Raw genomic sequence first — 23157 nt, 5'->3', positions numbered from 1 at the left:
TTTTAACCTACGAAATCCCTCATGCTTAAACATATTCTTTTATTTGCTTCGTTAATCACTTTTTTTATCGTTCAATCTCAAGAACAAACAGAGTTTTGTAATCAGTTACAAGCTATTAAAGCTTTGGTAAATAACGAACATTTTAAACCTAAGCCTATTGACGACAGTCTATCTGTAGGTGTATATAAGTTGTTCTTAGAGCAATTAGACGACAGCAAACGATTTTTTACTCAAGACGATATTGACTTGTTTGAAGTAGATCGTTTGCAATTAGATGATTATATTTCTAACGATGACTGTTCATTTATTGATAAGTACAGTACTATTCTTACTGATCGTATTGAAAATTCAAAAGAGATTATTAAGAGCTTTTCAAAAACGAAATTTGACTATTCAGGAAAAGACACCCTACATTTTGCTCCTGATGAAACCTACAGATATCTTAAAAATAATACGGAAATAGTTAATTTTTGGAGTAAACGCCTACGTTATAATATTTTATTTGAGCTCATAGAAAAGGATTCAATATTCAAAAATCTTTCAGCAAATTTTAAAAATCAAGAAAAAGATATAAAACCAAAAATCATTCAAAAAGAATTGTGTAAACTCGAAGAATTACAGAACAAAAAAGGAAGCCTTTCACAATTTGTAAAAGAAGCCTTTCTCAATGCTTATGTAGCCTTTCATGATCCAAATTCATCATTTTTCAATGCAGCAGATAAAAACACGTATGTTAATGCCTTGTCAAATGACCAACTTTCATTTGGGATTATAACACAAAAAAATGATAGTGGTGATATTGTAATTGCACATATAACACCAGGAAGTCCAGCATTTATTGATGGCAATTTTGAAACGAATGATGTAATTAAATCACTACAGGCTAATGGTGTAATTTTAGAAACCTATTGCGTGTCTAATGAAGATATTATTGCTTTTACCAATGATGAACAAAACAAGACCATCACCTTTAAAATAAAAAAACAGGATGGCTCTGTAAAAGCTGTAAAACTAACCAAAACCAAAACTAAAATTGACGATAATACGGTCACTGGTTATGTTATTAAAGACAAAGCGAATGTAGGCTACATCAGTATTAATAATTTTTATTCAGATTTTGAATCGCCCAACGGACTAGGAGTTGCAAATGATGTTGCTAAAGAGTTATACAAGCTACAAAAAGAACATATAGACGCACTAATTTTAGACTTAAGATTTAATGGTGGAGGATCAATGAAAGAAGCTGCTGATCTCTCGGGTATGTTTATAAATAGAGGTCCTTTATCTATTTTAAAATACGGAAATGGAGAGATATTTACTGTTAGAGATATGAACAGAGGTTCATTATTTATGAAACCTATCGTCATCCTTGTTAATGCTTTTAGCGCATCAGCTTCTGAATTTTTTGCAGCAGCCATGCAAGATTACAACAGAGCCATTATTGTGGGTTCTCCTACACATGGAAAAGCATCTGCACAGGTGATATTGCCTTTAAATGAAGATTCAGAATTAGGGTTTTCAAAACTTACGGTTGAAAAATTTTATCGTATTACTGGCGAAAGTCATCAATCTGTTGGCGTAATACCAGACATACTATTGCCAGATTTATATGACAATTTTAAAACTGAAGAACGCTATTCAGCATTTGCACTCGAAAATGATTCAATAGAACCAACATTAAAATACTTAAAACTTAAAGCGTTTCCAATAGAAAAACTCACTGCTCAAAGCCACATACGGTTGGCAAGCAATTCTGCTTTTGATGCTGTAAAATCACTCAACCAATTAATTATTGAAAATTATTTTGAGATAAACACTGCATATCCTCTCACTTTACAACACGTATATCATAATATAAATACGTACCACTCTAAATGGAAAGAATTCAGTGAAATTATCGATACTAATCCATCTACACTAATTGTAAATAACACCAGTTCAACAACTGAGGTGCTTAGTTATAATGAGGATCAGAAAAACATCAATGCAGCCATTTTAGAGACTATTCAAAATGATATTTATATCTCTGAAGCTTATCATATAGTATTAGACTTTTTAAACTTAAACATTACAGATTAACATGAAAAATTTTACAGTAACTCTCAGCCTTTTTTGCATACTAATAGGAAACCTTACACTTTCTGCTCAAAGTTTTGAAAATGCTTCAGAATATTTAGACTTTGTAGCCGAAGAGCAACAAGCCATTACTAAAAACATGTGGAAATACACCAAAGCTGTAGCTCATAGCAAAAGTGACAGAAGTATTGATGGTAAACGGAAAAATTTGCTAAAAACAATTGACAGAGCAATCTCTAAAATTGAAAATGCTGAAGGATACGATGGTGACGATTATAAAAATCAAGTTTTGAAGCACATGCGACTTAATAAAAGCCTGTTAAATCATGACTATGCAGCCATTGTAGATATGAAAGAAGTAGCTGAACAATCGTATGATGCGATGGAAGCTTATATCATTGCTCAGGAAATGGCTGATAAAAAAATGGAAGAATCTCAAAAAGAATATGAAGCTAATTTTTATGCTTTTGCTGAAAAACATAACATTCAAATTATTGAAAGCGAAAATGATCTTGGAAAGAAGATGAAAATCTCAAATGAAGTATTTGAACATTACAACGACATGTATTTGATTTATTTTAAAGTCTATATTAATGAAGTTTATCTCTGGGAAGCCGTTGAAGCAAACGATGTAAGCGCAATTCAGCAAAATTCAAATGCACTAAATGCAGCTGCTAAAGAGGGTCTTGAGGCTTTAAAATCACAAGCAACATACAAAAATGATGATTCTATCATTATTGCTACAAGAAATGCTTTTGAATTTTTTATTGATGAGACTGAAAACAAAATGCCTCAAATAACAGATTTTCTAATTCTCAATGAGGATTTCGAAAAAATTAAAACAACTTTAGAACAAACGCCAGAGCGCAAACGAACCAAAGAACAAATTGATGCCTACAACAAAAAGGTTAAAGACATTAATAAAGCTGTTAAAAATTACAACAAAGTCAATACAGAACTCAATACTAAACGTCAAAAGACTATTAATGAGCTCAATAATACGAATGCCAATTTTTTAGCAAATCACATTCCTAATGACTAATCTTTGTTTGCAATTCAATTAAATTTGAATAATTTTGAATCCAACAAAAAACTATTAAAATAGAACGATAATGGGAAGAGCTTTTGAATTTCGTAAAGCAAGAAAAATGAAACGTTGGTCAGCGATGAGCAAGGCCTTTACGCGTATTGGTAAAGACATTGTAATGGCTGTTAAAGAAGGTGGCCCAGATCCAGATGCTAATTCTAGATTAAGAGCTGTCATACAGAATGCAAAGGCTGTAAATATGCCTAAAGACAATGTAGAACGTGCTATTAAACGAGCTTCAGACAAAAGTCAAGGTGATTATAAAGAAGTTGTTTTTGAAGGTTATGCTCCTCATGGTATTGCCGTTTTAGTTGAAACTGCAACCGATAACAATACAAGAACTGTAGCTAATGTTCGTAGTTATTTTAATAAATGTGATGGCAGTTTAGGCACGTCAGGTTCTGTAGTTTTTATGTTTGACCACACTTGTAATTTCAGAATTAATGCTGAAGGTTTAGATCCTGAAGAACTGGAATTAGAGTTTATAGATTTTGGAGCTGAAGAAGTATTTGCCGATGACGATGGCATTTTAATTTATGCGCCTTTTGAAAGTTTTGGAGCCATTCAAGCAGAATTGGAAGCTCGCAACATTGAAATTTTATCTTCCGGCTTTGAACGTATTCCTCAGGTGACTAAAGCCTTAACACCTGAACAAGCTGAAGATGTAGAAAAGTTACTAGAAAAGCTTGAAGAAGATGATGACGTACAAAACGTGTATCATACTATGGAAGAATCTACAGAGGAATAATTAGAATTTTATTGTAGTTATAAAAGTAAGTAAATCATCATTTTAAATAGTAAGCTTTAGCTGGCACCTATTTTCACCTCCTCTATTTATAATTTTAGTAACTTTATCAATCTCTGAAAATAATAGTTTTGGATATCATTAAACGAAATAATGTTACTGTAAAAGGTAACAGTCAAAAAACAATCATATTTGCCCATGGTTTTGGATGTGATCAAAATATGTGGAGATTTGTCACTCCTGCATTTGAAAAAGATTATAAAATTATTCTTTTTGATTATGTTGGCTGTGGAAAATCTGACGTAACTGCATATAGTTTAGAACGTTATTCTGCTTTACAAGGTTATGCACAAGATGTGTTAGATATCTGTTCTGAACTTCAACTAAAGGACGTCATATTTGTTGGTCATAGTGTGAGTTCAATGATCGGACTTTTGGCTGCAATAGAAAAACCTTATTTATTTTCAAGTTTAATATTTATTGGCCCTTCTGCCAGATATGTGAATGATACAGATTACGAAGGAGGTTTTTCCCGAGAAGACCTAGAAGGTTTAATGGATGTCATGGACAAAAATTACTTAGGTTGGGCAAATTTCTTAGCTCCAGTGGTCATGAAGAATGAGGACCAACCAGAATTGGCTAAAGAACTTGAAGAAAGCTTTTGCTCTACAGATCCAGTAATCACTCGCAAATTTGCTGAAGTTACATTCTTTTCAGACAATCGCAGTGATCTTGCCAATATTGATCATCCATGCTTAGTGCTTCAGTGTTCTGATGATGCTATAGCTCCTGATGTGGTGGGCGAATATATTCATGATCAAATTAAAAGTAGTACCTTCGAGAAAATGAAGGCAACAGGACATTGTCCGCATTTGAGTCACCCTCAAGAAACAATAGATCTGATACAAAAATTTTTAAATACGCAATCTCATAACTAAGCATCGCTCAAATCACTCACCTCGGGAAAACAGCTATGAAGGCATCCCTTGTTTTTTATTCTCTATTTCCATAGCAGGAAAACTTTTGAAAATGAATAAGGAAATGAGAATGAAATTGAATGTTGAAAAAGATCAAGCTATTGGTCAATCATTAGAGCATTATCTTACAGTAGGTAGTAAAATCTTTTATCAAACTCACCTCAACCCGCTAATAAAAATGCAAAATTCGGTACGAGAAATCTATCTCGTGTTCCAGGGCAAAAATGCTCAGATACCGGTTTTACTGAATTTTGAACGCATACAAACTTCGAAAGGAGAGGAAATTCATTGTGGTGGTATGGAAATCTCTAAAAGAAACAAGTATGAAAAAGAGTTACTAATAGCAAAACAAGCTGCAGAAAAGGCCTTAGAAGAAAACGCTGAACTAATAAAAGCCAAAAATGAATTAGTTCATCATCAGAAAACTTTAGAAGCTAAATACAGAGAAGTTAAATCGTTAAAAGTACAACAGCAAGAAGTATTTAAATTAATTGCTCATGACCTTCAGGAACCTTTACGAAAATCGATATTTATGACGAGTTATATCCTAAGCAAACACAATGACTTGCCTAATGATATCGTAGAGAGCCTTTCAAAAATTGGTAGCTATAATGCAGATATGAGTGAAATGCTTCAAACCTTACTCCGATTTAAAGAATTAGAAGATAAAGCATTGGTTATTAAAGACATTGAATTAACACAACTTATACGTGATACCATTATTGAATTACAAATGCATAATAATCAAGATATTGAAATTACTTATCCACTAAAACCAATTAATTTACAAGGCGATGAAACCTTAATTAAGCGTCTTTTCAAGGTATTGCTTCGTAACTCTCAAAAAGATCAAAATCATGAAAATGACAAGTTGATTATAGAAATTTTGGCTAATGAGTCTATACAAAATAGTTACGTGGAAATCTCAGATAAATATCATTATGATAAATATATTAAAATTACGTATTGCGATAATGGGTATGGTTTCAATAACAGTTTGAAAAAAATTATAAATAAGACTGATCTGTTTAATAAAGTGAATATTGGTTTGGCTTACTGTAAACAAATTATTGAAAAGCATTCTGGAATTATGGAAGCTAAATCAGTTGAAGGAAAGGGTGTATATTACAAAATATTGATTCCATTTAAATCTACTTGAATTTAATTATAAGTCCATTAATTAAAGAATAAAATTCAGTTATAAAATAATAAAATCCTGCCTGAATACACAGACAGGATTTTACCCCTAACTAAACTAAATTTTAAATCTTAATGATATCCGCTTAACTATACAATTAAGATTACCTACTTATGATTATGAAACTTACTTCTAAGTTTCTATCTATTTTATATACGGATGGTTTTACAAGTTTGGATTACGACAGGTGAAAAAAAGTTATATTTTTTTTGCTTCTTCCCAGTAAACATCCATTTCTGCTAGTGTCATATCAGATAATGGTGTATTCAAATCTTTAGATTTTTGTTCTAAATATTGAAACCGTTTAATGAATTTTTTATTAGTTCGCTCCAAAGCACTTTCAGGATCTACCTTTAAAAAGCGTGCATAATTAATGATGGAAAATAGTACATCTCCAAATTCAGATTCAATTTTGTCTTGGTTTCCTGAGTGTATTTCAGTTTGCAATTCACCCAACTCCTCCTCTACTTTTTCAAAGACCTGATTTGGTTCTTCCCAATCAAAGCCTACTCCTGCAACCTTATCTTGAATTCTATTCGCTTTCACCATAGCTGGTAAACTTTTAGGAACACCTTCTAACACACTCTTTTTTCCTTCTTTAAGCTTAAGCTGCTCCCAGTTTCTTTTAACATCGTCTTCATTTTCAACAATAACATCACTATAAATATGAGGATGACGCTCAATGAGCTTATCACAAATACTGTTACAAACGTCTGCAATATCAAAACTATTGGATTCGCTTCCTATTTTAGAATAGAATACAATGTGAAGCAATACATCTCCTAATTCCTTTTTAACTTCATCTAAGTCGTTGTCTAAAATCGCGTCTCCTAACTCATAAACTTCTTCAATAGTTAAATGACGAAGTGTTTGCATGGTTTGCTTTTTGTCCCACGGACATTGTTCACGCAACTCATCCATAATGATAAGTAAACGCTCAAAAGCTTGAAGTTGCGATGTTTTATCAGACATGTTTGAAATTTATTCTTCCTCTTCAGAAGCTACTTTTTCAGTTTCTTCTTCTAAAGCATCTAACATATTATGCTTTTGAAGTAAATTATACCACTGCACAATTTTTTTAATGTCACTGGCATACACGCGATCTTCATCATAATCTGGTAAAACTTCAAAGAAATATTCTTCTAAAGTATCTTTAGAGTCTTTATGGCTGATTGATGTTGGCTGGCCATTTTCTTTTTCCATCACCTTTTTAAGAACTTCTCTAAGTGGTAATTCTTCTGTTAATGTATAAACAGCAATCTCACTTAAGATGCTTACATTACTATGTATAGTTACATTAACTTTTTTACCATCTATTAGCGATTCTGCCACAAAACCATTTCTAGTTTGTGCAATAATTTTGTATAATCCAGGTTTTCCTGAAATGGAAAGTATTTTATCTAAACTCATAAGTTATGTATTATGATCTTTTTTATTATCGTTTCTTTTTTAAAGCTGGAAATCGCATTCGGTAATCGACATTGATTTTCCCTTTTGAAATGTTTGAAAGTTTACCTTTAATCAATCGTTTTTTTAATGATGATAGTTTATCTGTAAATAAAACACCTTCAATATGATCGTATTCGTGCTGAATCACTCTGGCTATCAAACCGTCAAATTCTTCAGTATGTGTTTTAAAATTTTCATCCTGATACTGAATCTTTATTTTGGGTTGTCTAAACACATCTTCCCGAACATCAGGAATACTTAAACATCCTTCATTAAATGCCCATTCGTCACCTGCTTCCTCTAAAATCTCAGCATTAATAAATGTACGGTTAAAATTCTTGAGCTCTTCCTGCTCTTCTTCAGTAAATACATCATCTTCAGCAAAAGGCGACGTATCAACTAAAAAAATTCGAATAGGTAATCCTATTTGCGGAGCTGCCAAACCTACCCCAAAAGCACCATACATCGTTTGCTTCATGTTTTCAAGAAGCGTATCTAATTTAGGGTAATCTTTAGTAATCGGTTCTGCTTTTTTTCTTAAAACAGGATCGCCATAGGCTACTATTGGTAATATCATGTACTTTTATTTTTCGATTGCAAAAATACAATTCTTATTGTGATTTTAGAACTTTTAATAGATAATTAAGATTGGTTATAGAGGTAACTCTGTAGGATGATGGTTGCGCTAATTTCATCAACGAGAGCTTTGTTTTTACGTTGCTTTTTATTAAGTCCGCTATCAATCATTGTTTGAAATGCCATTTTAGAAGTAAACCTTTCGTCGATGCGCTTTACAGGAATATCTGGGCATGCTTTTTCTAAGGTTTTTAAAAACTTAGAAATGTCAGCTTCACTTTCAGATGCTTCAAAATTCATTTGCTTAGGCTCTCCAACAATAAATAATTCTACAGATTCTTGAGACGTATACGTCTTTAAAAACGCAATAAGGTCTTTCGTGTCTACTGTAGTTAAACCAGAGGCAATAATCTGTAACTCATCTGTTACCGCTATTCCAGTTCGCTTAGTACCATAATCAATTGCTAGTAGTCTTGCCATGTTGCAAAGGTAATTCTTAAAAAACAAAAAAACGCCTCTTTGTAAGTCAAAGAAGCGTTTCAAAATAATCAACCATTAATAATTATCCATAAACTAGTCTACCCTCTATTTTAAACAGTCTATGTTCTAATAATTAAGACACATTTAGCTTGAAAAGGTCACATCTTTTTATATTTTCATCAAAAAAAAACACCTTTCCAGGGTAAGAAAGGCGTTTTAAAAATTAGCTATTAATTATTAAAGAATTTAAGTGTCTTACTTAGGGACAACACTAAAAAAATAATAATCACACTAATAAGACACCTAAATTCTAAATTAGTCACATAAAGTTTTTATTTTTTTCTGAATTAGAAATTATGACAAGAATTTTATAGACTTATCTTTGTAAAAACAGACATAAATTGAAATGAAACAACTACAACAAAATATTGAGAATGCATGGAACGATCGTTCTCTTTTAACTAATCAAGTCACTATAGATAGTATAAGAAGTGTTATCGATCTTTTAGACGAAGGCACATTGAGGGTTGCAGAACCAACTGACAAAGGCTGGCAAGTTAATGAATGGGTTAAAAAAGCCGTAGTTTTATATTTCCCGATTCAAAAAATGGAAACTCTTGAAGCTGGTATTTTTGAGTATCATGATAAAATTCCGTTAAAACGAGATTACCAAAAGAAAGGTATTCGTGTAGTTCCTAATGCGGTTGCCAGACATGGTGCTTTTATTTCATCTGGAACGATTTTAATGCCAAGCTATGTTAACATTGGCGCTTACGTTGATGAAGGTACAATGGTCGACACTTGGGCAACTGTTGGTAGCTGTGCACAAATTGGCAAAAATGTTCATCTCTCTGGTGGTGTTGGTATTGGAGGTGTTTTAGAACCATTACAAGCGGCTCCAGTGATTATTGAAGATGGTGCTTTTATTGGGTCTCGTTGTATCGTGGTTGAAGGTGTTCGCGTAGAAAAAGAAGCTGTTTTAGGTGCTAATGTCGTATTGACTATGAGCACAAAAATTATTGATGTAACTGGTGATGAACCTGTTGAAATGAAAGGCGTTGTTCCTGAACGCTCTGTTGTGATTCCTGGAAGTTATACGAAAACATTTCCAGCTGGAAATTACAATGTGCCTTGCGCTTTAATTATAGGAAAACGTAAAGCAAGTACCAATAAAAAAACATCGCTCAATGATGCTTTGCGAGAATACGATGTTGCTGTATAACTATATAGAACCATAGAAATCGTTCAAAATATTTTTAAGATTGAGTAAACAAATAATAAAATAACGCTTAACGTTTTAGAGTTTGAAGATTTTAATCATACAACAAAAAATGATTGGTGATGTACTCACTACCAGCATTTTATTCGAAGCTTTAAAAGCCGAACATCCTGATGCTGAACTTCATTACGTCATAAATTCACACACCTTTCCTGTTGTTGAACATAACCCATTTATAGATAAATTTCTATTTATAACTCCTGAAATTGAAGAAAGTAGAGCAAAGTTTTTGAGTTTTTTAAAAGAGATTAAGTCTGAAAATTATGACGCTGTAATTGATGTGTATTCAAAATTATCAAGCAACTTCATGACCAAATTTTCTGGAGCTCCAATAAAAATCTCAAAACATAAATGGTACACCAGATATTATTATACGCATACGTTTAAAGAAGCCACAGTAGCTCAAACTAATGCTGGATTAGCCATAGAAAACAGATTGCAATTATTAGAACCTTTAGTCAAAGAAATTCCAGAACCTATTCGTCCGAAAATATATCTTACAAATGAGGAGATTGAAACCGCTAAGCAGTTTTTATCTGATTCTAATATAAATTTATCAAAACCTTTGTACATGATTAGCGTTCTAGGAAGTGGAGATAATAAAACCTACCCACTTCCTCATATGGCTAAAGTCATCGATTTTGTTGTGGCTAAAACCAAAGCCCAAATTTTATTCAATTATATGCCTAAACAAGTGGACGAAGCAAAAACGGTTTATAATTTTTGTAATTCGGAAACGCGCAAACATATCTTTTTCGATGTTTTTGGGAATGGTCTAAGAGCATTTTTAGCTATCACACATCATTGCACTGCCTTAATAGGTAATGAAGGTGGAGCCGTCAATATGGCAAAAGCTCTAAATGTTCCGACCTTTACTATTTTTTCTCCTTGGATAATTAAAGAAGCTTGGAATATGTTTGAAGATGGACAACGAAATGTTTCCGTACATTTAAAAGATTTTAATCCAGAAATTGTTGATAATTCAACATCTAAAGAACTTAAAGATAATTACAAATCACTTTACGAGTTGATTGAACCCTCTTTGTTTTTTAAAGAACTTGAAACCTTTTTAAACTACAATTGATTACACTTATAATCTACAATTTTTGAATTCCAAAAGGTGTTTTAGTTAATCTTTCAGATTTTGTAGTTGCTCGAATAGCCTTATTTTTTTCAATCATTTCTGGCTTTACATATCCTCTTTCATGATCTAAATGTAAACAAATAGCACTGTATCTAATCTGCTTTGCCTTGAGTCCAGCGTTAAACAATCGCTCACCTAATTCTCTATCTTCTCCTCCATATTGCATACGCTCGTCGTAACCATTTGCTGCAATAATATCACTTTTATACCCAGACGCATTATGACCATTCCAGGTGGCTGTGGTTGGTGTAAAAACGTTGAGCAATTTTTCTTTTAAACCTTTTGCTGTAATCTTGTTATTTTTAAACGACGATTTGAGTCCGTGTTGTTTCAACCAGTGAATCTCAAAACAACGTTGTGTTTTAATATCAGCTTCAGATATGAGCTCACTTATAGCCATTGGTAATTTAAAATAGCCTCCAGATAAAAAATATCCTGGTTCTCTTCTAGTCACATGCACATGTAAAAAATCTGCTCTAGCAATGCAATCACCATCAGTGTAAACCAAATAATCTCCTTTACTTGCAACAGTCGCCTTATTTAAAATGATGGTTTTTTGAAATCCGTTGTCTTCATGCCAAACATGTTGAATAGGATAACTTAGCTGAGAAGCCATGGTATTAATTAAAGTTTTTGTGTCTTGATTTGAACCGTCATCAGCAATGACGACTTCAAAGTTTTTAAACGTTTGCACATCATAACTCCACAATACTTTTTCCAGCCACTCCGGATTGTTGTACGTACTTATAATTACTGAAATATCAATAGCTTTCATTGCCTCAAAAATAGTTATTTTTGCCTAATTAAGATGAATCTCGAATGATTAAACTCTCAGGTGTTATTATTACATTTAATGAAGAACGAAACATTGAAAAGTGTTTGCAATCTTTAGTGAATGTTGTTGATGAAATTGTTGTGGTAGATTCATTTTCAACAGATAACACCAAAAGGATTTGCCTAAAGTATAATGTTAAATTCATAGAACAGAAATTTCTGGGTTATATTGAACAAAAAAACTTCGCCTTAGGGCATGCTTCGAACAATGTAATTGTCTCTTTAGATGGTGACGAAGCCTTGTCTGAAGAGCTTCAGGAATCAATTATAACTCTAAAATCGAACTGGCAATTTGATGGCTATTATTGTAACCGTTTTAATAATTTTTGTGGACAATGGATCAAGCATTCCGATTGGTATCCAAATAAGAAATTACGAGTATTCGACAAACGATTTGCCGAATGGAAAGGTATCAATCCGCACGATGAAATTGTATTAAAAGACCATCGTAAAGCTGGCAAATTAAAAGGCGATATTTTGCATTGGACCTATCAAAGCTATTCAGAATTTAATGCAAAAACCGAATACTTTTCTACTATTGCTGCCCAAGCCTATTTTGAAAAAGGAAAAAAAGCGCCTTTTTATAAACTAATATGGAATCCGTTTTGGGCTTTTTTTAAAGCTTACTTTTTAAGACTCGGTTTTTTAGATGGTAACAATGGTTATATTATAAGTAAAGAAACCGGTAAAATCACGTATTTGAAGTATAAAAAATTGAGGAAATTATATAGTAATAATTGAAGCATTTACGAATACACTACATCTCTATTTTATAAGAATAAATTAACTTTCAATAAAGCTCATGAGATTTCTCGCTAGCTTGGCAAAACAAAATCAAAAAAAACGATTAATCTTGATACGTTTTCCAGAACTTAAGTTTCTTCTTAAGACGTCGTTTTTTATGATATTTATTTTGAAATGCTTCAGTGGAAGACCACATTAAATCAAGAATCTTGTCATACGCTTCACCACTACATTTGGCATATTCATCACTCATAATTTCAATCATAAATTTATGAATCGTTAGTTTGGAGAAGTTCTTAATTCGTGTTTCAAAATCCAATTCTTTAAACTCCATTCTGTTTAAATCCACCAAATAAAACTCATAGCCATTATCAACCTTTTGTATAAGCGTGTTTCCTGGAGAATGATCTAAAAAGTGAACCTTTTTTTGATGTAATTTGTACGTAAATCTGGTAAACGCTCTAAGAATAGCTTCAAAATCTGGATAATTAAAATTTGTAGTTAATTCACGATAGGTTAAATCACAATCCTGTTGCTCACTTATATAATAGCTTTTTTTAAAGAGAAAAGCGGTTTTAAATTCGTAATAAGCCAAGGGTTGTGGTGTACCAATATCTAAACTCTTAAGCCAGTTGCCATATTCAAAAGAGCGCTGTGCTTTACTTTTTCTGAAAAATCGATAGGCAATTTGATTGATTACATTTGGGATACGAAACGACTTCACATTAACCGTCTTGCCGTTTAAATCAAAAAGTTTAAGTGAATTTCTATCCTGATTACCGAAAGGCTCGCCTTTAGAATCATAATTTAATATGATATCATCAAAAAAAGCTTCCGAAGCTTTGAAATCTTTATGTATGTTTTTAGTTCTATTCACTTAAATATTGATCTACACCATGTTTACACCAAACTGTTTTATTAGCGATAGTATTCAATTCAATTTCATTATTAATTTCAAGTCTGCTCTTTGATTTTTCATTGTGATAGATATGAAATACGATACCTCTATACCGAATTCTTCTACCTTGAAGTCCGTAGTTGTGAAACCTTAAAGCGAGCTCAGAATCTTCTCTTCCCCAACCTTTAAAGTCTTCATTATAACCATTGACAGCAATAAAATCGGATTTAAAAAAAGACGTATTGCAACCTCTGTATTTTTTTGAAAACTGATCACTTGCTTTATAAAACTGACTTAATAAGGGAATATGCAATGCTCGTGTTCGTTTCTTTATTCCTTTTGAAAATGCGGTAAATCGAATCTGTTTATTTTCAAACAAAGTATTTAAATAGTCTTCCTGAATGTTCACTCGACTTCCAAATAAATACATGCCATTTTGAGCAAAATGCAAATGATCTTCGATGTAATTGGAATGCAAGATACAATCACCATCAGCCTGAACAATGTACTCGCCTTTGGCTTGAGCTATGGCTTTATTTAAAATGACTGATTTTCTGAAACCATCATCATCGTGCCAAATATGAATTAATGGGCATTTGAATTTAGGTTTAAAACTTTCGATTAACTCTTTAGTTTCAGGTGTTGAACCATCGTCAGCAATAATAATTTCATCAGGCATTTGTGTTTGATTAAGCGCACTTAACAACACAAGTTCTAATGCTTGAGGCCAATTATAGGTTGAAATGACTAAGGTTGATTTCATTGGTTTACGTAATAGCTTTCTATTTGAATAAAAATTTAAACCATTGTCCGAAATTCTTTTTCATTAAGAACCATGAACTCAATTTTAAGTTGTCCTGAGTTTTTATAAGGTTTTTCATAGTATCAAGTTTTCGAGATGGTAGATAGCCTAATCCTTTCCAGATTTTGGGATCCATATAAAATAAATCTTTCAATTCCTTGTAATTGTTTTCGTTTGCTTTCTTCCACTTCGGAAAAAACTCATCATTCAATTGATGACTATGTCCCCAATTTTCGAGTTTGAATTTTAAATCCTCTTCAGTTCTTGCCAAGCACTCATGCAAAAGTACATTATCAGTATAAATAACGCGTTGTTTAGTATTTCGTGCGCGTTTATAATTTGGATAATTTGTCGCTAACATCACCTTTGTAGGTTCATTGACATAGAGAATTCCATTATCTAAATACTTATAAATATTGATTAAAAACCCAGCAATTTGAATGGGTTGTTTTTCAGGTTTATCTAAAAAATGATCATATGTTCTTAAGGTTGTAACAAATTTCTTGAAATCTAAAAAGATTTCATCAGCATCAACCTGAACCAACCAGTTTCCCATTCCCATTTGTTCAGAAAGCATAGTTCGTTCACGTGTATCATTTTGAATGGTATCCAAATCGGGAATAAAAAAATCGTCTTTATAGATTGTGATTTTGTTATCTACATCAAAAGCCTCTAACCAAGAAAAGAAACTATCATCAACAGTGAACGGATTTCCTTTCCAAGTTCTGTGGTCTTTATCTAAAGCAATAAAAATAGCGTCAGCTTCCTTATACACAGGAGGAATTGAGAACTTGAGTTTCTCATAATCATAGGACATTAAAAAGCCAACATGAATTTTTTTCATATAATTGATTATTAAAACAAAGCTAACAAATAATGAAAACTTATATGAGTCATCATTTAGTTTTATTTATATTTACTCAAAAATAGCCTTATGGATGTTTCGATAATTATCGTAAACTACAACTCTTCCAGTTATACCATTAATTGTATTGACTCTATTTATAAATTCACAAAAGACCTTGATTTTGAGATTATTGTAGTTGATAACTTGTCTCAAACTGAAGATGTAATCACATTAGAAAATCATTTGAAAACTGCTGATTTCAAATTGATTAAAAGTCAGGAAAATTTAGGTTTTGGAGGCGGAAACCATCTAGGTTATGAAGCAGCAACTGGTCATCATTTAGCGTTTGTAAATAATGATGCTGAATTAACCGAAAACACCTTACTTAAATTATTAAACTATAGCAATGCTCATCCAGAAGTCGGTTGTTTGGGATTACCACAAATTGATGCTGAAGGTCATACGTTTAAATATAGCTACAGGCAATTTATAGATTTAAATTATCACTTATTTAACCACAAAAAACCTGTCAAATATTACAGTAAGCTACATAATTCAGATTTGTCTGAACCTTTCACTGTCGATTTAGTATCTGGAGCATTTATGTTTTTTAAACGAGAAGCTTATGAGAAAGCAGGAGGTTTTGATCCGAAACTATTTTTGTTTTATGAAGAAATGGATATTTGTTTACGACTTAAAAAACAAGGGTATTCTACGAAGTTTTATCCTAAATCTACGTTTATACACTATATGGGAAAAAGTTCAGGTAGTGTTGCACTAAGAAAAGAGTTTACGGTATCTTACCTGTATGTTATTAAGAAAAATTACAGCTGGCTATATTATCAGTTTTTAAGGTTTATTTTGATTCTGAAATACGGAATTAAAAGTATTTTCAAACCTAAAAAACATTTTGTCCCTTTTAAAATAGTATTACAAGGTGGCGACAGTTTAAGGCATTCGATGCGAGCTAATCGTTAATTATTTTAAGTATTTGAGCTTCTGTTGTAGTCAATGAAAAGGGTTCTAAAATTGCTTCACAGCTATTACTCGCTGCATTCCAAAGAGCTTCATTGGTATATAAATCTATGATTTTTTGAGCTGTATCTTCAGCTGTATTGGCAATCATAACGTCTTTTTGCGATCCAAAATCAAAGCCTTCTGCTCCAATATGTGAAGTTACCAATGGTAAACTGTGCTCTAAACTTTGTCCGATTTTACCTTTAATTCCCGCTCCAAATCGTAAAGGCGCAACAAATAACTTTGAACTATTAATCTGCGTAGTTAAATTTTCAACAAAACCCAGAAGATGAAATCTTTCAGATGCTAAAGCTTTGATGTCTTCATTTATATAGCTACCAATAACATTGACCTTTACTTCTGGTAATTCCTGCCACACAAGAGGCATAATCTCCGTTTTCAAATAATTAACTGCATCGATATTCGGATCATGTCTAAAGCTACCTACAAACAGTACATCTTTTCGCTTTTGAAAATTTTCAAAATTTTTCGCTTTTCCAAGATGCTGATGAATGTTACTGATTAAAATCACCTTTTCATCTTCGTTAAAATGCTGTTTTAACAATGCTTTGTCAGTAGTTGAAATGGCAATGACTACATCTGCGTTTTTACAATTTTCCAATTCAATTTTCAAGAATTTTTCAGCTTCACTTTTTAAGGATTCGTCTTTATGAAGCTCATACTCTCGCAATAATCTGATATAGTGAAAATCGACCATATCAAAGACTAACTTAATATCTGGATTAGACGTTTTAATCAGATGCTGAAACTTATCAAATATCAATGGTCTGTGTAACCAAGCAATTTGCATCTTAGGAGCAATCTGCTTTATAAACGCTTCTTTAGTTATTAATTTTCCGTGACTAGTAACACTTGGTTCATAAACATTAACACCAAAGTTTTTGAACTTTTGAATATAATCGCTTTTGTACTTGTGTTGTTTTAAATCGGCAACTAAAAACACCGAAATGTCATTCTTCAAAAGCAACTTAATGATTTCAGTTAAACGTCTGGAACCTGAATCTTTGTTGAATTCTGGTATAATTTCATCAATCAATAAAACATTAACGTCTTTAAAAACAAAGTTGTCTTCAGAAAATAACGTTCCTTGTTTTATCAACTGCTGTTTCAATTTCCAGTTTCTGAATTTTATCTTAAGTGCTTTGTACATTCTTACGGCAAATTAATGGTAGTAAAGATAGCTATATGATTAAAAACATATAAACTGTATTATAACAAATTAAAATTTTAATTTTGAGAACCTAAAACCGATACCACTGAAAGATGTCCGTTCAAAATTTAATTTCTGTAATTGTTCCCTGCTATAATGCAGAACAATTTTTAGATAAAACTCTTGAAAGTGTTTCGAAACAGACCTACTCTAACTGGGAATGCATTTTGGTTAATGATGGTAGTCAGGACAATACTCAACATCTTGCTGAAAAATGGGTGGAAAATGATCAACGGTTCCAGCTGATAAATCAAGAAAATCAAGGGTTATCAGGTGCAAGAAATACAGGATTAAACATAGCAAAAGGAACGTTTATCTATTTTTTAGATAGTGATGATTTATTAGACTCAATCACCTTAGAAAATCTACATGGCTTAGCAACACAACATTGTGATATTGTTTTTGGCTTAATTGCAATTACTGAACGTCAGAATAACAAGATTAAAGAGTTAATGAATCATCAGCCAGAACGCTTATGTATTCATGACAACAAAGAAAAAAATCTTTTAAATCTGGTGATTAATCAACCTCTGATTTGTGTTGCATGCAATAGATTATACCGAAAAGAATTTTTAGATCAACACCAATTACAATTTAAGAGTGGACTCTTACATGAAGATGAATTGTGGTTTTTTGAAACCTTATTTTATGCCAAAGGTATTATTTTGAATGACCAGCCAACCTATTATTACAATTTAGGAAATGCAGATTCTATCACTAATAATTACAGTTTAAGAAACTTAAAATCCTATCTTGAGATTGTAAGCATTGTTTACAACACCTATTATCTGAAGGCAACTTCTAATAAAAACACCATAGCAAGCTATATTAGTTATTTGCAATTTCTAACCATTGTAAATTGTTATCAAAGATTAGAAGTAAAAGACAAAAAAGAAGCTAACATTTTAATTCAGAAGACTTTTAAAACCATCAAACTGGATGATTTTGAACCGACATTAAATCAATCAAACAATAAAAAATTTAAACTATTTCAGACCTACAGTCATTTAGACGCAGATGCTTTAGTGAAATTGTTTAAGTATGAACGTTCAAAAAGTTGGATTAGAAAACTAAAACTTAAAGCAATGCTATGGAACAAGAAAGCCAGTTCAAATCACTTTTAAACGTTTGAATTTAATGGCTTAATTCTTTCGAATACAATTCAATATCCTTATAAAATCGTTTCTTGAACTTCGTGTTTGACTTCAACTGATTTAAAATATCGTCGGGTAATGATTTAGAATTTTTATTCAGATTAGTAGTGTTATTGACTTCCGAATTGAAGTTTTCTAATAAAATAACTTTGATTGAGTTGACAACTTTATCAACACCTTTTTTCAGATAAAATGTTTGAGTTCTAAAATGTCTGTCTGATAAATAATCAGGAAGTGATATCACCTTTTTCAAAAATTGATTAAAACTATAGGTACTATTTATTCCGAAAAAATTGTGTAAACCAGAAGGCGTTAAATACATCGTGTTTTTTTCTAATTTCACATCTAAATAACACGAATAAATTCGTTCATAAGGATTTCTTATTACTAAAACGATGTCCTTGTCTTTTGCAAACGCTCTGTACTTTGAAAAGCTATTAAAATATAATCGTAACACCTTGCCATTCGTTTCACCTGAAGGATCAATAGCATGAATACCAGGAAATTTGCTAACAAATGCAGGATTATATAATCTGATTAAAAACAGTTTAATCGTTGAGCAACCCGATTTTGAAATGATAGGATAAAAGGTATTTTTTTCTTTTAAATAAAACACCTCTATTGGGTCAATGAGCCTTGTTCCTAAAAATCCTTTTACAAATTTTGAAAGTGATAATTCCCCAATTTTTATGCTCATACTATCATTAAGATTAATAAATTTCAGCAAATATATTAATTTCAAAGGCGAGTTATCCTTTAATTTTCGATTATACCATACCATTGCAAAAACTTATTATGAATATTGACACCGAAATTTTAAATAATGTAGAGTATATCGTAAATTTGTCATTCGAATCAAGCACAAAACCAGCTGTATTTATGAATGTAAATTCCATAGGTTTTAGGATTCTAAGTTTTACTAGTTTTAAGATACATAAAAAAGCTACGTTTTGTAGTAAAAATTCCGTTCATGAATTATAAAAATGCCTTACAAAACGATATTTTTAAAATCATATCTGATGCTGCTATGACTCTTGACCTTGATTCGTATGTGATTGGCGGCTTTGTTCGTGATCACATTTTAAATCGAGGATTACATAAAGACATTGATATTGTTGCTGTTGGTAGTGGAATTGCTCTAGCCAAAGAGGTTGCAAAACAACTCCCAAACAAACCAAAAGTTCAAGTGTTTAAAACCTACGGAACTGCGATGCTTCCTTATGAAGATATGGATATTGAATTTGTTGGTGCTCGTAAAGAAAGTTATAATGAAGACAGTAGGAATCCTGTTGTTGAAAACGGTACGCTTGAAGATGACCAAAACCGAAGAGATTTTACGATTAATGCTTTGGCTTTAGATTTAAGTACAGAACATTTTGGCGACTTATTAGATCCTTTTAATGGTATTGAAGATTTAAAAAACAAAATCATTCGTACACCTTTAGATCCAGATATTACGTATAGCGACGATCCATTACGAATGATGAGAGCCATAAGATTTGCAACACAACTCAACTTTACAATTGAAGCCAAATCACTCGAAGCCATTACCAGAAATAAGCATCGTATTAAAATCATTACCAAAGAACGTATTGTAGTTGAACTGAATAAAGTATTGGAAAGTGATGTGCCTTCGGTTGGCTTTTTATTACTCGAACAAACAGGTTTATTACAGTATATTTTACCTGAATTAACGGCTTTAAAAGGTATTGACGAAATTGAAGGTCAGAAACACAAAGACAATTTTTATCATACACTTGAAGTGGTCGATAATATCTCGAAACACACCGACAATCTCTGGTTGCGTTGGGCTGCGCTTCTTCACGATATTGGCAAAGCGCCAACTAAAAAATTCAGTAAAAAGGTTGGATGGACGTTCCATGCACACGAATTTGAAGGTGCAAAAATGGTGTATCATTTATTCAAAAGATTAAAAATGCCATTAAATGACAAAATGAAATTTGTTCAAAAAATGGTGTTTATGAGCTCCAGACCTATAGTTTTAGCTCAAGACTTAGTAACTGATTCTGCTGTAAGACGTTTGGTTTTTGATGCTGGTGATTATGTAGAGGATTTAATGACGCTTTGTGAAGCTGATATTACAACCAAGAATCCGAAGAAGTTTCAGAAATACCACAACAACTTTAAAATCGTTCGTCAGAAAATTGATGAAGTCGAAGCTCGAGATCATGTGCGTAATTTTCAACCACCAATTTCTGGTGAAGATATTATGAAAACCTTTAACATCAAGCCTTCTCGTGAAATCGGACAAATAAAAGAGGCTATAAAAGAAGCCATTTTAGAAGGCGATATTCCTAACGAATATGAAGCTGCTTATGAGTTAATGCTTAAAGAGGGAAAACGTTTGGGACTAGTGATAAGTGATAAGTGATAAGTGATAAGTGATAAGTGATAAGTGATAAGTGATAAGTGATAAGAAAAATAATTCAATTATCTCGTTCAAATAACTCCTCACTAATTTCTTATGCCTTATGTTTTCCTAGCTAATGCCTTATGCCTAATGCCTTTTTAAAAAAAACCTCATTCCACAGCCTTCAGACTCAAATCTTTATTAAAAACAGAGTGCGTTAATGCACCAGAAGAAATATAATCGACACCACATTCGGCATACTTTCTAAGTGTTTTTTCATTAATACCACCTGAAGATTCTGTCAAGCATTGATTTCCAATTAATTTTACAGCAGTTCTGGTATCTTCGTAATTAAAATTATCAATTAAAATTCGATACACACCGCCTTCATTTAAAATCGCTTTGATTTCTGCCAGATTTCGGGCTTCAACAATTATTTTCAGGTCTCGTCCAGTATCTTTCAAATATTGCTTTGTTAACTGAATTGCTTTAGAAACACCACCTGCAAAATCAATATGATTATCTTTCAACATGATCATATCATACAATGCAAATCTGTGGTTCTCTCCTCCTCCAATTTTAACAGCCCATTTTTCTAAAGCTCTGATTCCAGGCGTGGTTTTTCTGGTATCTAAAATTTTAGTTCCTGTACCTTCCAATAAATCTACAAACTGCTTGGTTTTTGTAGCAATTGCGCTCATGCGTTGCATGGCATTCAATACTAAACGTTCAGCTTTCAAAATAGATTGCGAAGCGCCTTCCACGTAAAACACAATATCACCATATTTTACCTGACTTCCGTCTTCTATTAAAGTTTCAACAGTCATGTCTTTATCGACATAAGCAAAGACCATTTTAGCGAATTCCACGCCAGCAATAACACCTTCATCTTTCACTAAAAGTTTGGCTTTTCCCATCGCAGTTGCAGGAATACAAGCTAACGAACTGTGATCACCATCACCTACATCTTCTCTGATAGCGTTTGCGATAATTAAATCTATTTCTTTGTTGAATTGTTCTTTAGAAATCATAGATGAGTATTTGTTGTAAAAATACTAATTGCATCTTAAAAAATTTTAAAAAATAAATTTCAAATTCTAAAAAAGTATAACTTTGACCTATGACAATTAAACTTCTTGCCATTGGCAAAACCGACAATAAACAATTACAAGCGCTTATTGATGATTATCAAAAACGTCTGGGCTTTTATGTAAAATTTGAGTTTGATATTATTCCTGATTTAAAAAAAGCTAAAAATCTTAGTGAAGACCAACAAAAGCAAAAGGAAGGCGAACTCATTTTAAACAAACTAAATCCTACAGATGTACTGATTTTATTAGATGAAAATGGAAAGCAGCTGGATTCTGTAGCCTTTTCAAACTATTTACAAAAACACATGAATTCTGGAATTAAGCAACTGGTGTTTGTTATTGGTGGACCTTATGGTTTTTCTCAAGAAGTATATCAAAAAGCAAATGGAAAACTGTCCTTGTCAAAAATGACCTTTTCCCATCAAATGATTCGCTTGTTTGTGATTGAACAATTGTATCGTGGCTTTACGATTTTACGAAATGAGCCTTATCATCATAGATGAAAATTAAAATCTCATTCTTATCACTTTATTGTATGGTTGATAACCTACCAGCTTTAAATGATTTTCTAAGAATTCATTATTGTCATTGGTATAATAAAGTTCTTTAAAAATCCCATTAGGCAAGTTTTTTTCAACCTTCCATTCTATATAAGCATCAGGATAGAAAAGTACTGGTAAATGATTTTCTGTACTAGGCTCAATTATATAATGAATAACTAAATCCTTCTTTTTTGACTTCAATGTCTTGAATTCGAAATGTTGATGAGTTGTATTATTAATTATAGTATCATTTAATTTTAAAAAACCAGTCTTTTTTGCAGAACGCTCTGAAATAGCTTTCACGTGTGCAAATCCTCTTTCCATAAAAATAGTTTCCGCTTTGTAAAACTCTTTTTTATTTATTACAACTCTTCTACTTATACTACCATGTTTTCTAAATGTGAGATTAAAGCTCTCTTCATTTAAATTATAAAAACTAGCCCAATAACTATTGTCTTTTGAATTCGTTAAGTAAAAAACTGAATAAGGTTCTGAACCGTGAATTGAAGATGAATATTCTATTATGTAATCAAACTCATACTCTTTATAGCTTTTGTAGTTAGACAAAAACAAAAACGAACAAAAAATAAAAATGTATTTTGTGTGTTTCATTAC

24 protein-coding genes are annotated in these 23157 nt (G+C 32.0%); 12 read left to right on the top strand and 12 right to left on the bottom strand.

Features of this window, described 5'->3' with window-relative positions; all coding sequences use genetic code 11:
* Nucleotides 1–21: 21 nt before the first annotated feature.
* The 5 genes from TD18_RS07065 (at nt 22) to TD18_RS07045 (ending at nt 6044) form a co-directional block, all read left to right on the top strand.
* The gene (locus TD18_RS07065; RefSeq protein ID WP_040250482.1) at nt 22–2079 is read left to right on the top strand and encodes a S41 family peptidase; all 2058 of its coding nucleotides are present in this window, start codon (nt 22–24) and stop codon (nt 2077–2079) included.
* 1 nt (nt 2080) lies between these two features.
* Nucleotides 2081–3118 (top strand): hypothetical protein, encoded by a 1038-nt coding sequence (locus tag TD18_RS07060; protein ID WP_040250479.1) that lies wholly within the window; start codon nt 2081–2083, stop codon nt 3116–3118.
* Between the two features lie 70 nt (nt 3119–3188).
* A complete protein-coding gene (locus tag TD18_RS07055; RefSeq protein WP_040250476.1) occupies nt 3189–3911 on the top strand; it encodes a YebC/PmpR family DNA-binding transcriptional regulator in 723 nt (240 codons plus the stop codon).
* A 128-nt stretch (nt 3912–4039) separates the two neighbouring features.
* Complete coding sequence (locus TD18_RS07050) at nt 4040–4846, top strand: alpha/beta fold hydrolase (RefSeq protein ID WP_040250473.1); 807 nt, start codon at nt 4040–4042, stop codon at nt 4844–4846.
* A 91-nt stretch (nt 4847–4937) separates the two neighbouring features.
* A complete protein-coding gene (locus TD18_RS07045; RefSeq protein ID WP_040250471.1) occupies nt 4938–6044 on the top strand; it encodes a phytochrome family protein in 1107 nt (368 codons plus the stop codon).
* A 237-nt stretch (nt 6045–6281) separates the two neighbouring features.
* Here the strand turns inward: TD18_RS07045 and mazG are convergent, their stop codons facing one another.
* From mazG to ruvX, 4 genes are all read right to left on the bottom strand, one after another.
* Nucleotides 6282–7055 carry a nucleoside triphosphate pyrophosphohydrolase gene (gene mazG, locus TD18_RS07040; RefSeq protein ID WP_040250470.1) on the bottom strand — a complete coding sequence of 258 codons (774 nt, stop codon included), beginning with the start codon at nt 7053–7055 and terminating at the stop codon, nt 6282–6284.
* Nucleotides 7056–7064: 9 nt separating this feature from the next.
* A complete protein-coding gene (locus TD18_RS07035) occupies nt 7065–7493 on the bottom strand; it encodes a DUF5606 family protein (RefSeq protein WP_040250467.1) in 429 nt (142 codons plus the stop codon).
* Between the two features lie 25 nt (nt 7494–7518).
* The gene (gene def, locus TD18_RS07030; RefSeq protein WP_040250464.1) at nt 7519–8109 is read right to left on the bottom strand and encodes a peptide deformylase; all 591 of its coding nucleotides are present in this window, start codon (nt 8107–8109) and stop codon (nt 7519–7521) included.
* A 65-nt stretch (nt 8110–8174) separates the two neighbouring features.
* Nucleotides 8175–8588, bottom strand: a complete 414-nt coding sequence (gene ruvX, locus TD18_RS07025) for a Holliday junction resolvase RuvX (RefSeq protein ID WP_040250461.1) — start codon at nt 8586–8588, stop codon at nt 8175–8177.
* Nucleotides 8589–8994: 406 nt separating this feature from the next.
* Between ruvX and TD18_RS07020 the strand changes: the two genes are divergently transcribed.
* On the top strand, nt 8995–9810 hold the full coding sequence (locus TD18_RS07020) for a 2,3,4,5-tetrahydropyridine-2,6-dicarboxylate N-succinyltransferase (protein ID WP_040250458.1): 816 nt from the start codon (nt 8995–8997) through the stop codon (nt 9808–9810).
* An 82-nt stretch (nt 9811–9892) separates the two neighbouring features.
* Complete coding sequence (locus TD18_RS07015; protein ID WP_040250454.1) at nt 9893–10951, top strand: glycosyltransferase family 9 protein; 1059 nt, start codon at nt 9893–9895, stop codon at nt 10949–10951.
* Between the two features lie 13 nt (nt 10952–10964).
* Here TD18_RS07015 and TD18_RS07010 read toward each other — a convergent pair whose 3' ends face one another.
* Nucleotides 10965–11786, bottom strand: coding sequence for a glycosyltransferase family 2 protein (locus TD18_RS07010; RefSeq protein ID WP_040250451.1), 822 nt, complete (start codon nt 11784–11786; stop codon nt 10965–10967).
* Nucleotides 11787–11830: 44 nt separating this feature from the next.
* On the opposite strand from TD18_RS07010, the gene TD18_RS07005 reads away from it, so the two are divergent.
* Nucleotides 11831–12586 (top strand): glycosyltransferase family 2 protein, encoded by a 756-nt coding sequence (locus TD18_RS07005; protein WP_040250448.1) that lies wholly within the window; start codon nt 11831–11833, stop codon nt 12584–12586.
* A gap of 106 nt (nt 12587–12692) precedes the next feature.
* On the opposite strand, the gene TD18_RS07000 is transcribed toward TD18_RS07005, so the two are convergent.
* The 3 genes from TD18_RS07000 to TD18_RS06990 are packed head-to-tail and all read right to left on the bottom strand — an operon-like array spanning nt 12693 to nt 15133.
* Nucleotides 12693–13466: a Kdo domain containing protein gene (locus tag TD18_RS07000; protein ID WP_040250446.1), complete on the bottom strand. Its 774-nt coding sequence runs from the start codon at nt 13464–13466 to the stop codon at nt 12693–12695.
* A complete protein-coding gene (locus TD18_RS06995) occupies nt 13459–14250 on the bottom strand; it encodes a glycosyltransferase family 2 protein (RefSeq protein WP_040250443.1) in 792 nt (263 codons plus the stop codon). The genes TD18_RS07000 and TD18_RS06995 overlap by 8 nt, the downstream gene beginning before the upstream one ends.
* A gap of 19 nt (nt 14251–14269) precedes the next feature.
* The gene (locus tag TD18_RS06990) at nt 14270–15133 is read right to left on the bottom strand and encodes a hypothetical protein (RefSeq protein ID WP_040250441.1); all 864 of its coding nucleotides are present in this window, start codon (nt 15131–15133) and stop codon (nt 14270–14272) included.
* A gap of 90 nt (nt 15134–15223) precedes the next feature.
* On the opposite strand from TD18_RS06990, the gene TD18_RS06985 reads away from it, so the two are divergent.
* Nucleotides 15224–16114 (top strand): glycosyltransferase family 2 protein, encoded by an 891-nt coding sequence (locus TD18_RS06985; RefSeq protein ID WP_040250438.1) that lies wholly within the window; start codon nt 15224–15226, stop codon nt 16112–16114.
* Here TD18_RS06985 and TD18_RS06980 read toward each other — a convergent pair.
* On the bottom strand, nt 16104–17324 hold the full coding sequence (locus TD18_RS06980) for a glycosyltransferase family 4 protein (RefSeq protein ID WP_040250436.1): 1221 nt from the start codon (nt 17322–17324) through the stop codon (nt 16104–16106). The genes TD18_RS06985 and TD18_RS06980 overlap by 11 nt on opposite strands.
* Before the next feature lie 113 nt (nt 17325–17437).
* Here TD18_RS06980 and TD18_RS06975 point away from each other — a divergent pair, with 113 nt between their 5' ends.
* Entirely contained in the window at nt 17438–18508 is a 1071-nt protein-coding gene (locus TD18_RS06975) for a glycosyltransferase family 2 protein (RefSeq protein ID WP_040250433.1), read from the top strand.
* Nucleotides 18509–18518: 10 nt separating this feature from the next.
* Here the strand turns inward: TD18_RS06975 and TD18_RS06970 are convergent, their stop codons facing one another.
* The gene (locus TD18_RS06970) at nt 18519–19235 is read right to left on the bottom strand and encodes a sulfotransferase family 2 domain-containing protein (protein WP_160289456.1); all 717 of its coding nucleotides are present in this window, start codon (nt 19233–19235) and stop codon (nt 18519–18521) included.
* Nucleotides 19236–19508: 273 nt separating this feature from the next.
* On the opposite strand from TD18_RS06970, the gene TD18_RS06960 reads away from it, so the two are divergent.
* Nucleotides 19509–20930, top strand: a complete 1422-nt coding sequence (locus TD18_RS06960; RefSeq protein ID WP_040250424.1) for a CCA tRNA nucleotidyltransferase — start codon at nt 19509–19511, stop codon at nt 20928–20930.
* A gap of 149 nt (nt 20931–21079) precedes the next feature.
* Here TD18_RS06960 and nadC read toward each other — a convergent pair whose 3' ends face one another.
* Complete coding sequence (gene nadC, locus TD18_RS06955; protein ID WP_040250421.1) at nt 21080–21940, bottom strand: carboxylating nicotinate-nucleotide diphosphorylase; 861 nt, start codon at nt 21938–21940, stop codon at nt 21080–21082.
* 89 nt (nt 21941–22029) lie between these two features.
* On the opposite strand from nadC, the gene rlmH reads away from it, so the two are divergent.
* Nucleotides 22030–22503, top strand: coding sequence for a 23S rRNA (pseudouridine(1915)-N(3))-methyltransferase RlmH (rlmH, locus tag TD18_RS06950; protein WP_040250419.1), 474 nt, complete (start codon nt 22030–22032; stop codon nt 22501–22503).
* Nucleotides 22504–22506: 3 nt separating this feature from the next.
* Here the strand turns inward: rlmH and TD18_RS06945 are convergent, their stop codons facing one another.
* Entirely contained in the window at nt 22507–23154 is a 648-nt protein-coding gene (locus TD18_RS06945; RefSeq protein ID WP_152611329.1) for a hypothetical protein, read from the bottom strand.
* Nucleotides 23155–23157: the final 3 nt, after the last annotated feature.

Origin of the sequence: Psychroserpens mesophilus (assembly GCF_000826645.1) — a bacterium.
Classification (GTDB): Bacteria; Bacteroidota; Bacteroidia; order Flavobacteriales; family Flavobacteriaceae; genus Psychroserpens; species Psychroserpens mesophilus.
This window is presented reverse-complemented; position numbering and strand designations above follow the sequence as displayed.

Bases quoted from the DNA above. Each gene is read 5' to 3' on its own strand.
- TD18_RS07065 (WP_040250482.1), top strand. From the start codon at position 22: ATGCTTAAACATATTCTTTTATTTGCTTCGTTAATCACTTTTTTTATC.
- TD18_RS07060 (WP_040250479.1), top strand. From the start codon at position 2,081: ATGAAAAATTTTACAGTAACTCTCAGCCTTTTTTGCATACTAATAGGA.
- TD18_RS07055 (WP_040250476.1), top strand. From the start codon at position 3,189: ATGGGAAGAGCTTTTGAATTTCGTAAAGCAAGAAAAATGAAACGTTGG.
- TD18_RS07045 (WP_040250471.1), top strand. From the start codon at position 4,938: ATGAATAAGGAAATGAGAATGAAATTGAATGTTGAAAAAGATCAAGCT.
- mazG (WP_040250470.1), bottom strand. From the start codon at position 7,055: ATGTCTGATAAAACATCGCAACTTCAAGCTTTTGAGCGTTTACTTATC.
- TD18_RS07035 (WP_040250467.1), bottom strand. From the start codon at position 7,493: ATGAGTTTAGATAAAATACTTTCCATTTCAGGAAAACCTGGATTATAC.
- def (WP_040250464.1), bottom strand. From the start codon at position 8,109: ATGATATTACCAATAGTAGCCTATGGCGATCCTGTTTTAAGAAAAAAA.
- ruvX (WP_040250461.1), bottom strand. From the start codon at position 8,588: ATGGCAAGACTACTAGCAATTGATTATGGTACTAAGCGAACTGGAATA.
- TD18_RS07020 (WP_040250458.1), top strand. From the start codon at position 8,995: ATGAAACAACTACAACAAAATATTGAGAATGCATGGAACGATCGTTCT.
- TD18_RS07010 (WP_040250451.1), bottom strand. From the start codon at position 11,786: ATGAAAGCTATTGATATTTCAGTAATTATAAGTACGTACAACAATCCG.
- TD18_RS07005 (WP_040250448.1), top strand. From the start codon at position 11,831: ATGATTAAACTCTCAGGTGTTATTATTACATTTAATGAAGAACGAAAC.
- TD18_RS06995 (WP_040250443.1), bottom strand. From the start codon at position 14,250: ATGAAATCAACCTTAGTCATTTCAACCTATAATTGGCCTCAAGCATTA.
- TD18_RS06990 (WP_040250441.1), bottom strand. From the start codon at position 15,133: ATGAAAAAAATTCATGTTGGCTTTTTAATGTCCTATGATTATGAGAAA.
- TD18_RS06985 (WP_040250438.1), top strand. From the start codon at position 15,224: ATGGATGTTTCGATAATTATCGTAAACTACAACTCTTCCAGTTATACC.
- TD18_RS06980 (WP_040250436.1), bottom strand. From the start codon at position 17,324: ATGTACAAAGCACTTAAGATAAAATTCAGAAACTGGAAATTGAAACAG.
- TD18_RS06975 (WP_040250433.1), top strand. From the start codon at position 17,438: ATGTCCGTTCAAAATTTAATTTCTGTAATTGTTCCCTGCTATAATGCA.
- TD18_RS06970 (WP_160289456.1), bottom strand. From the start codon at position 19,235: ATGAGCATAAAAATTGGGGAATTATCACTTTCAAAATTTGTAAAAGGA.
- TD18_RS06960 (WP_040250424.1), top strand. From the start codon at position 19,509: ATGAATTATAAAAATGCCTTACAAAACGATATTTTTAAAATCATATCT.
- nadC (WP_040250421.1), bottom strand. From the start codon at position 21,940: ATGATTTCTAAAGAACAATTCAACAAAGAAATAGATTTAATTATCGCA.
- rlmH (WP_040250419.1), top strand. From the start codon at position 22,030: ATGACAATTAAACTTCTTGCCATTGGCAAAACCGACAATAAACAATTA.
- TD18_RS06945 (WP_152611329.1), bottom strand. From the start codon at position 23,154: ATGAAACACACAAAATACATTTTTATTTTTTGTTCGTTTTTGTTTTTG.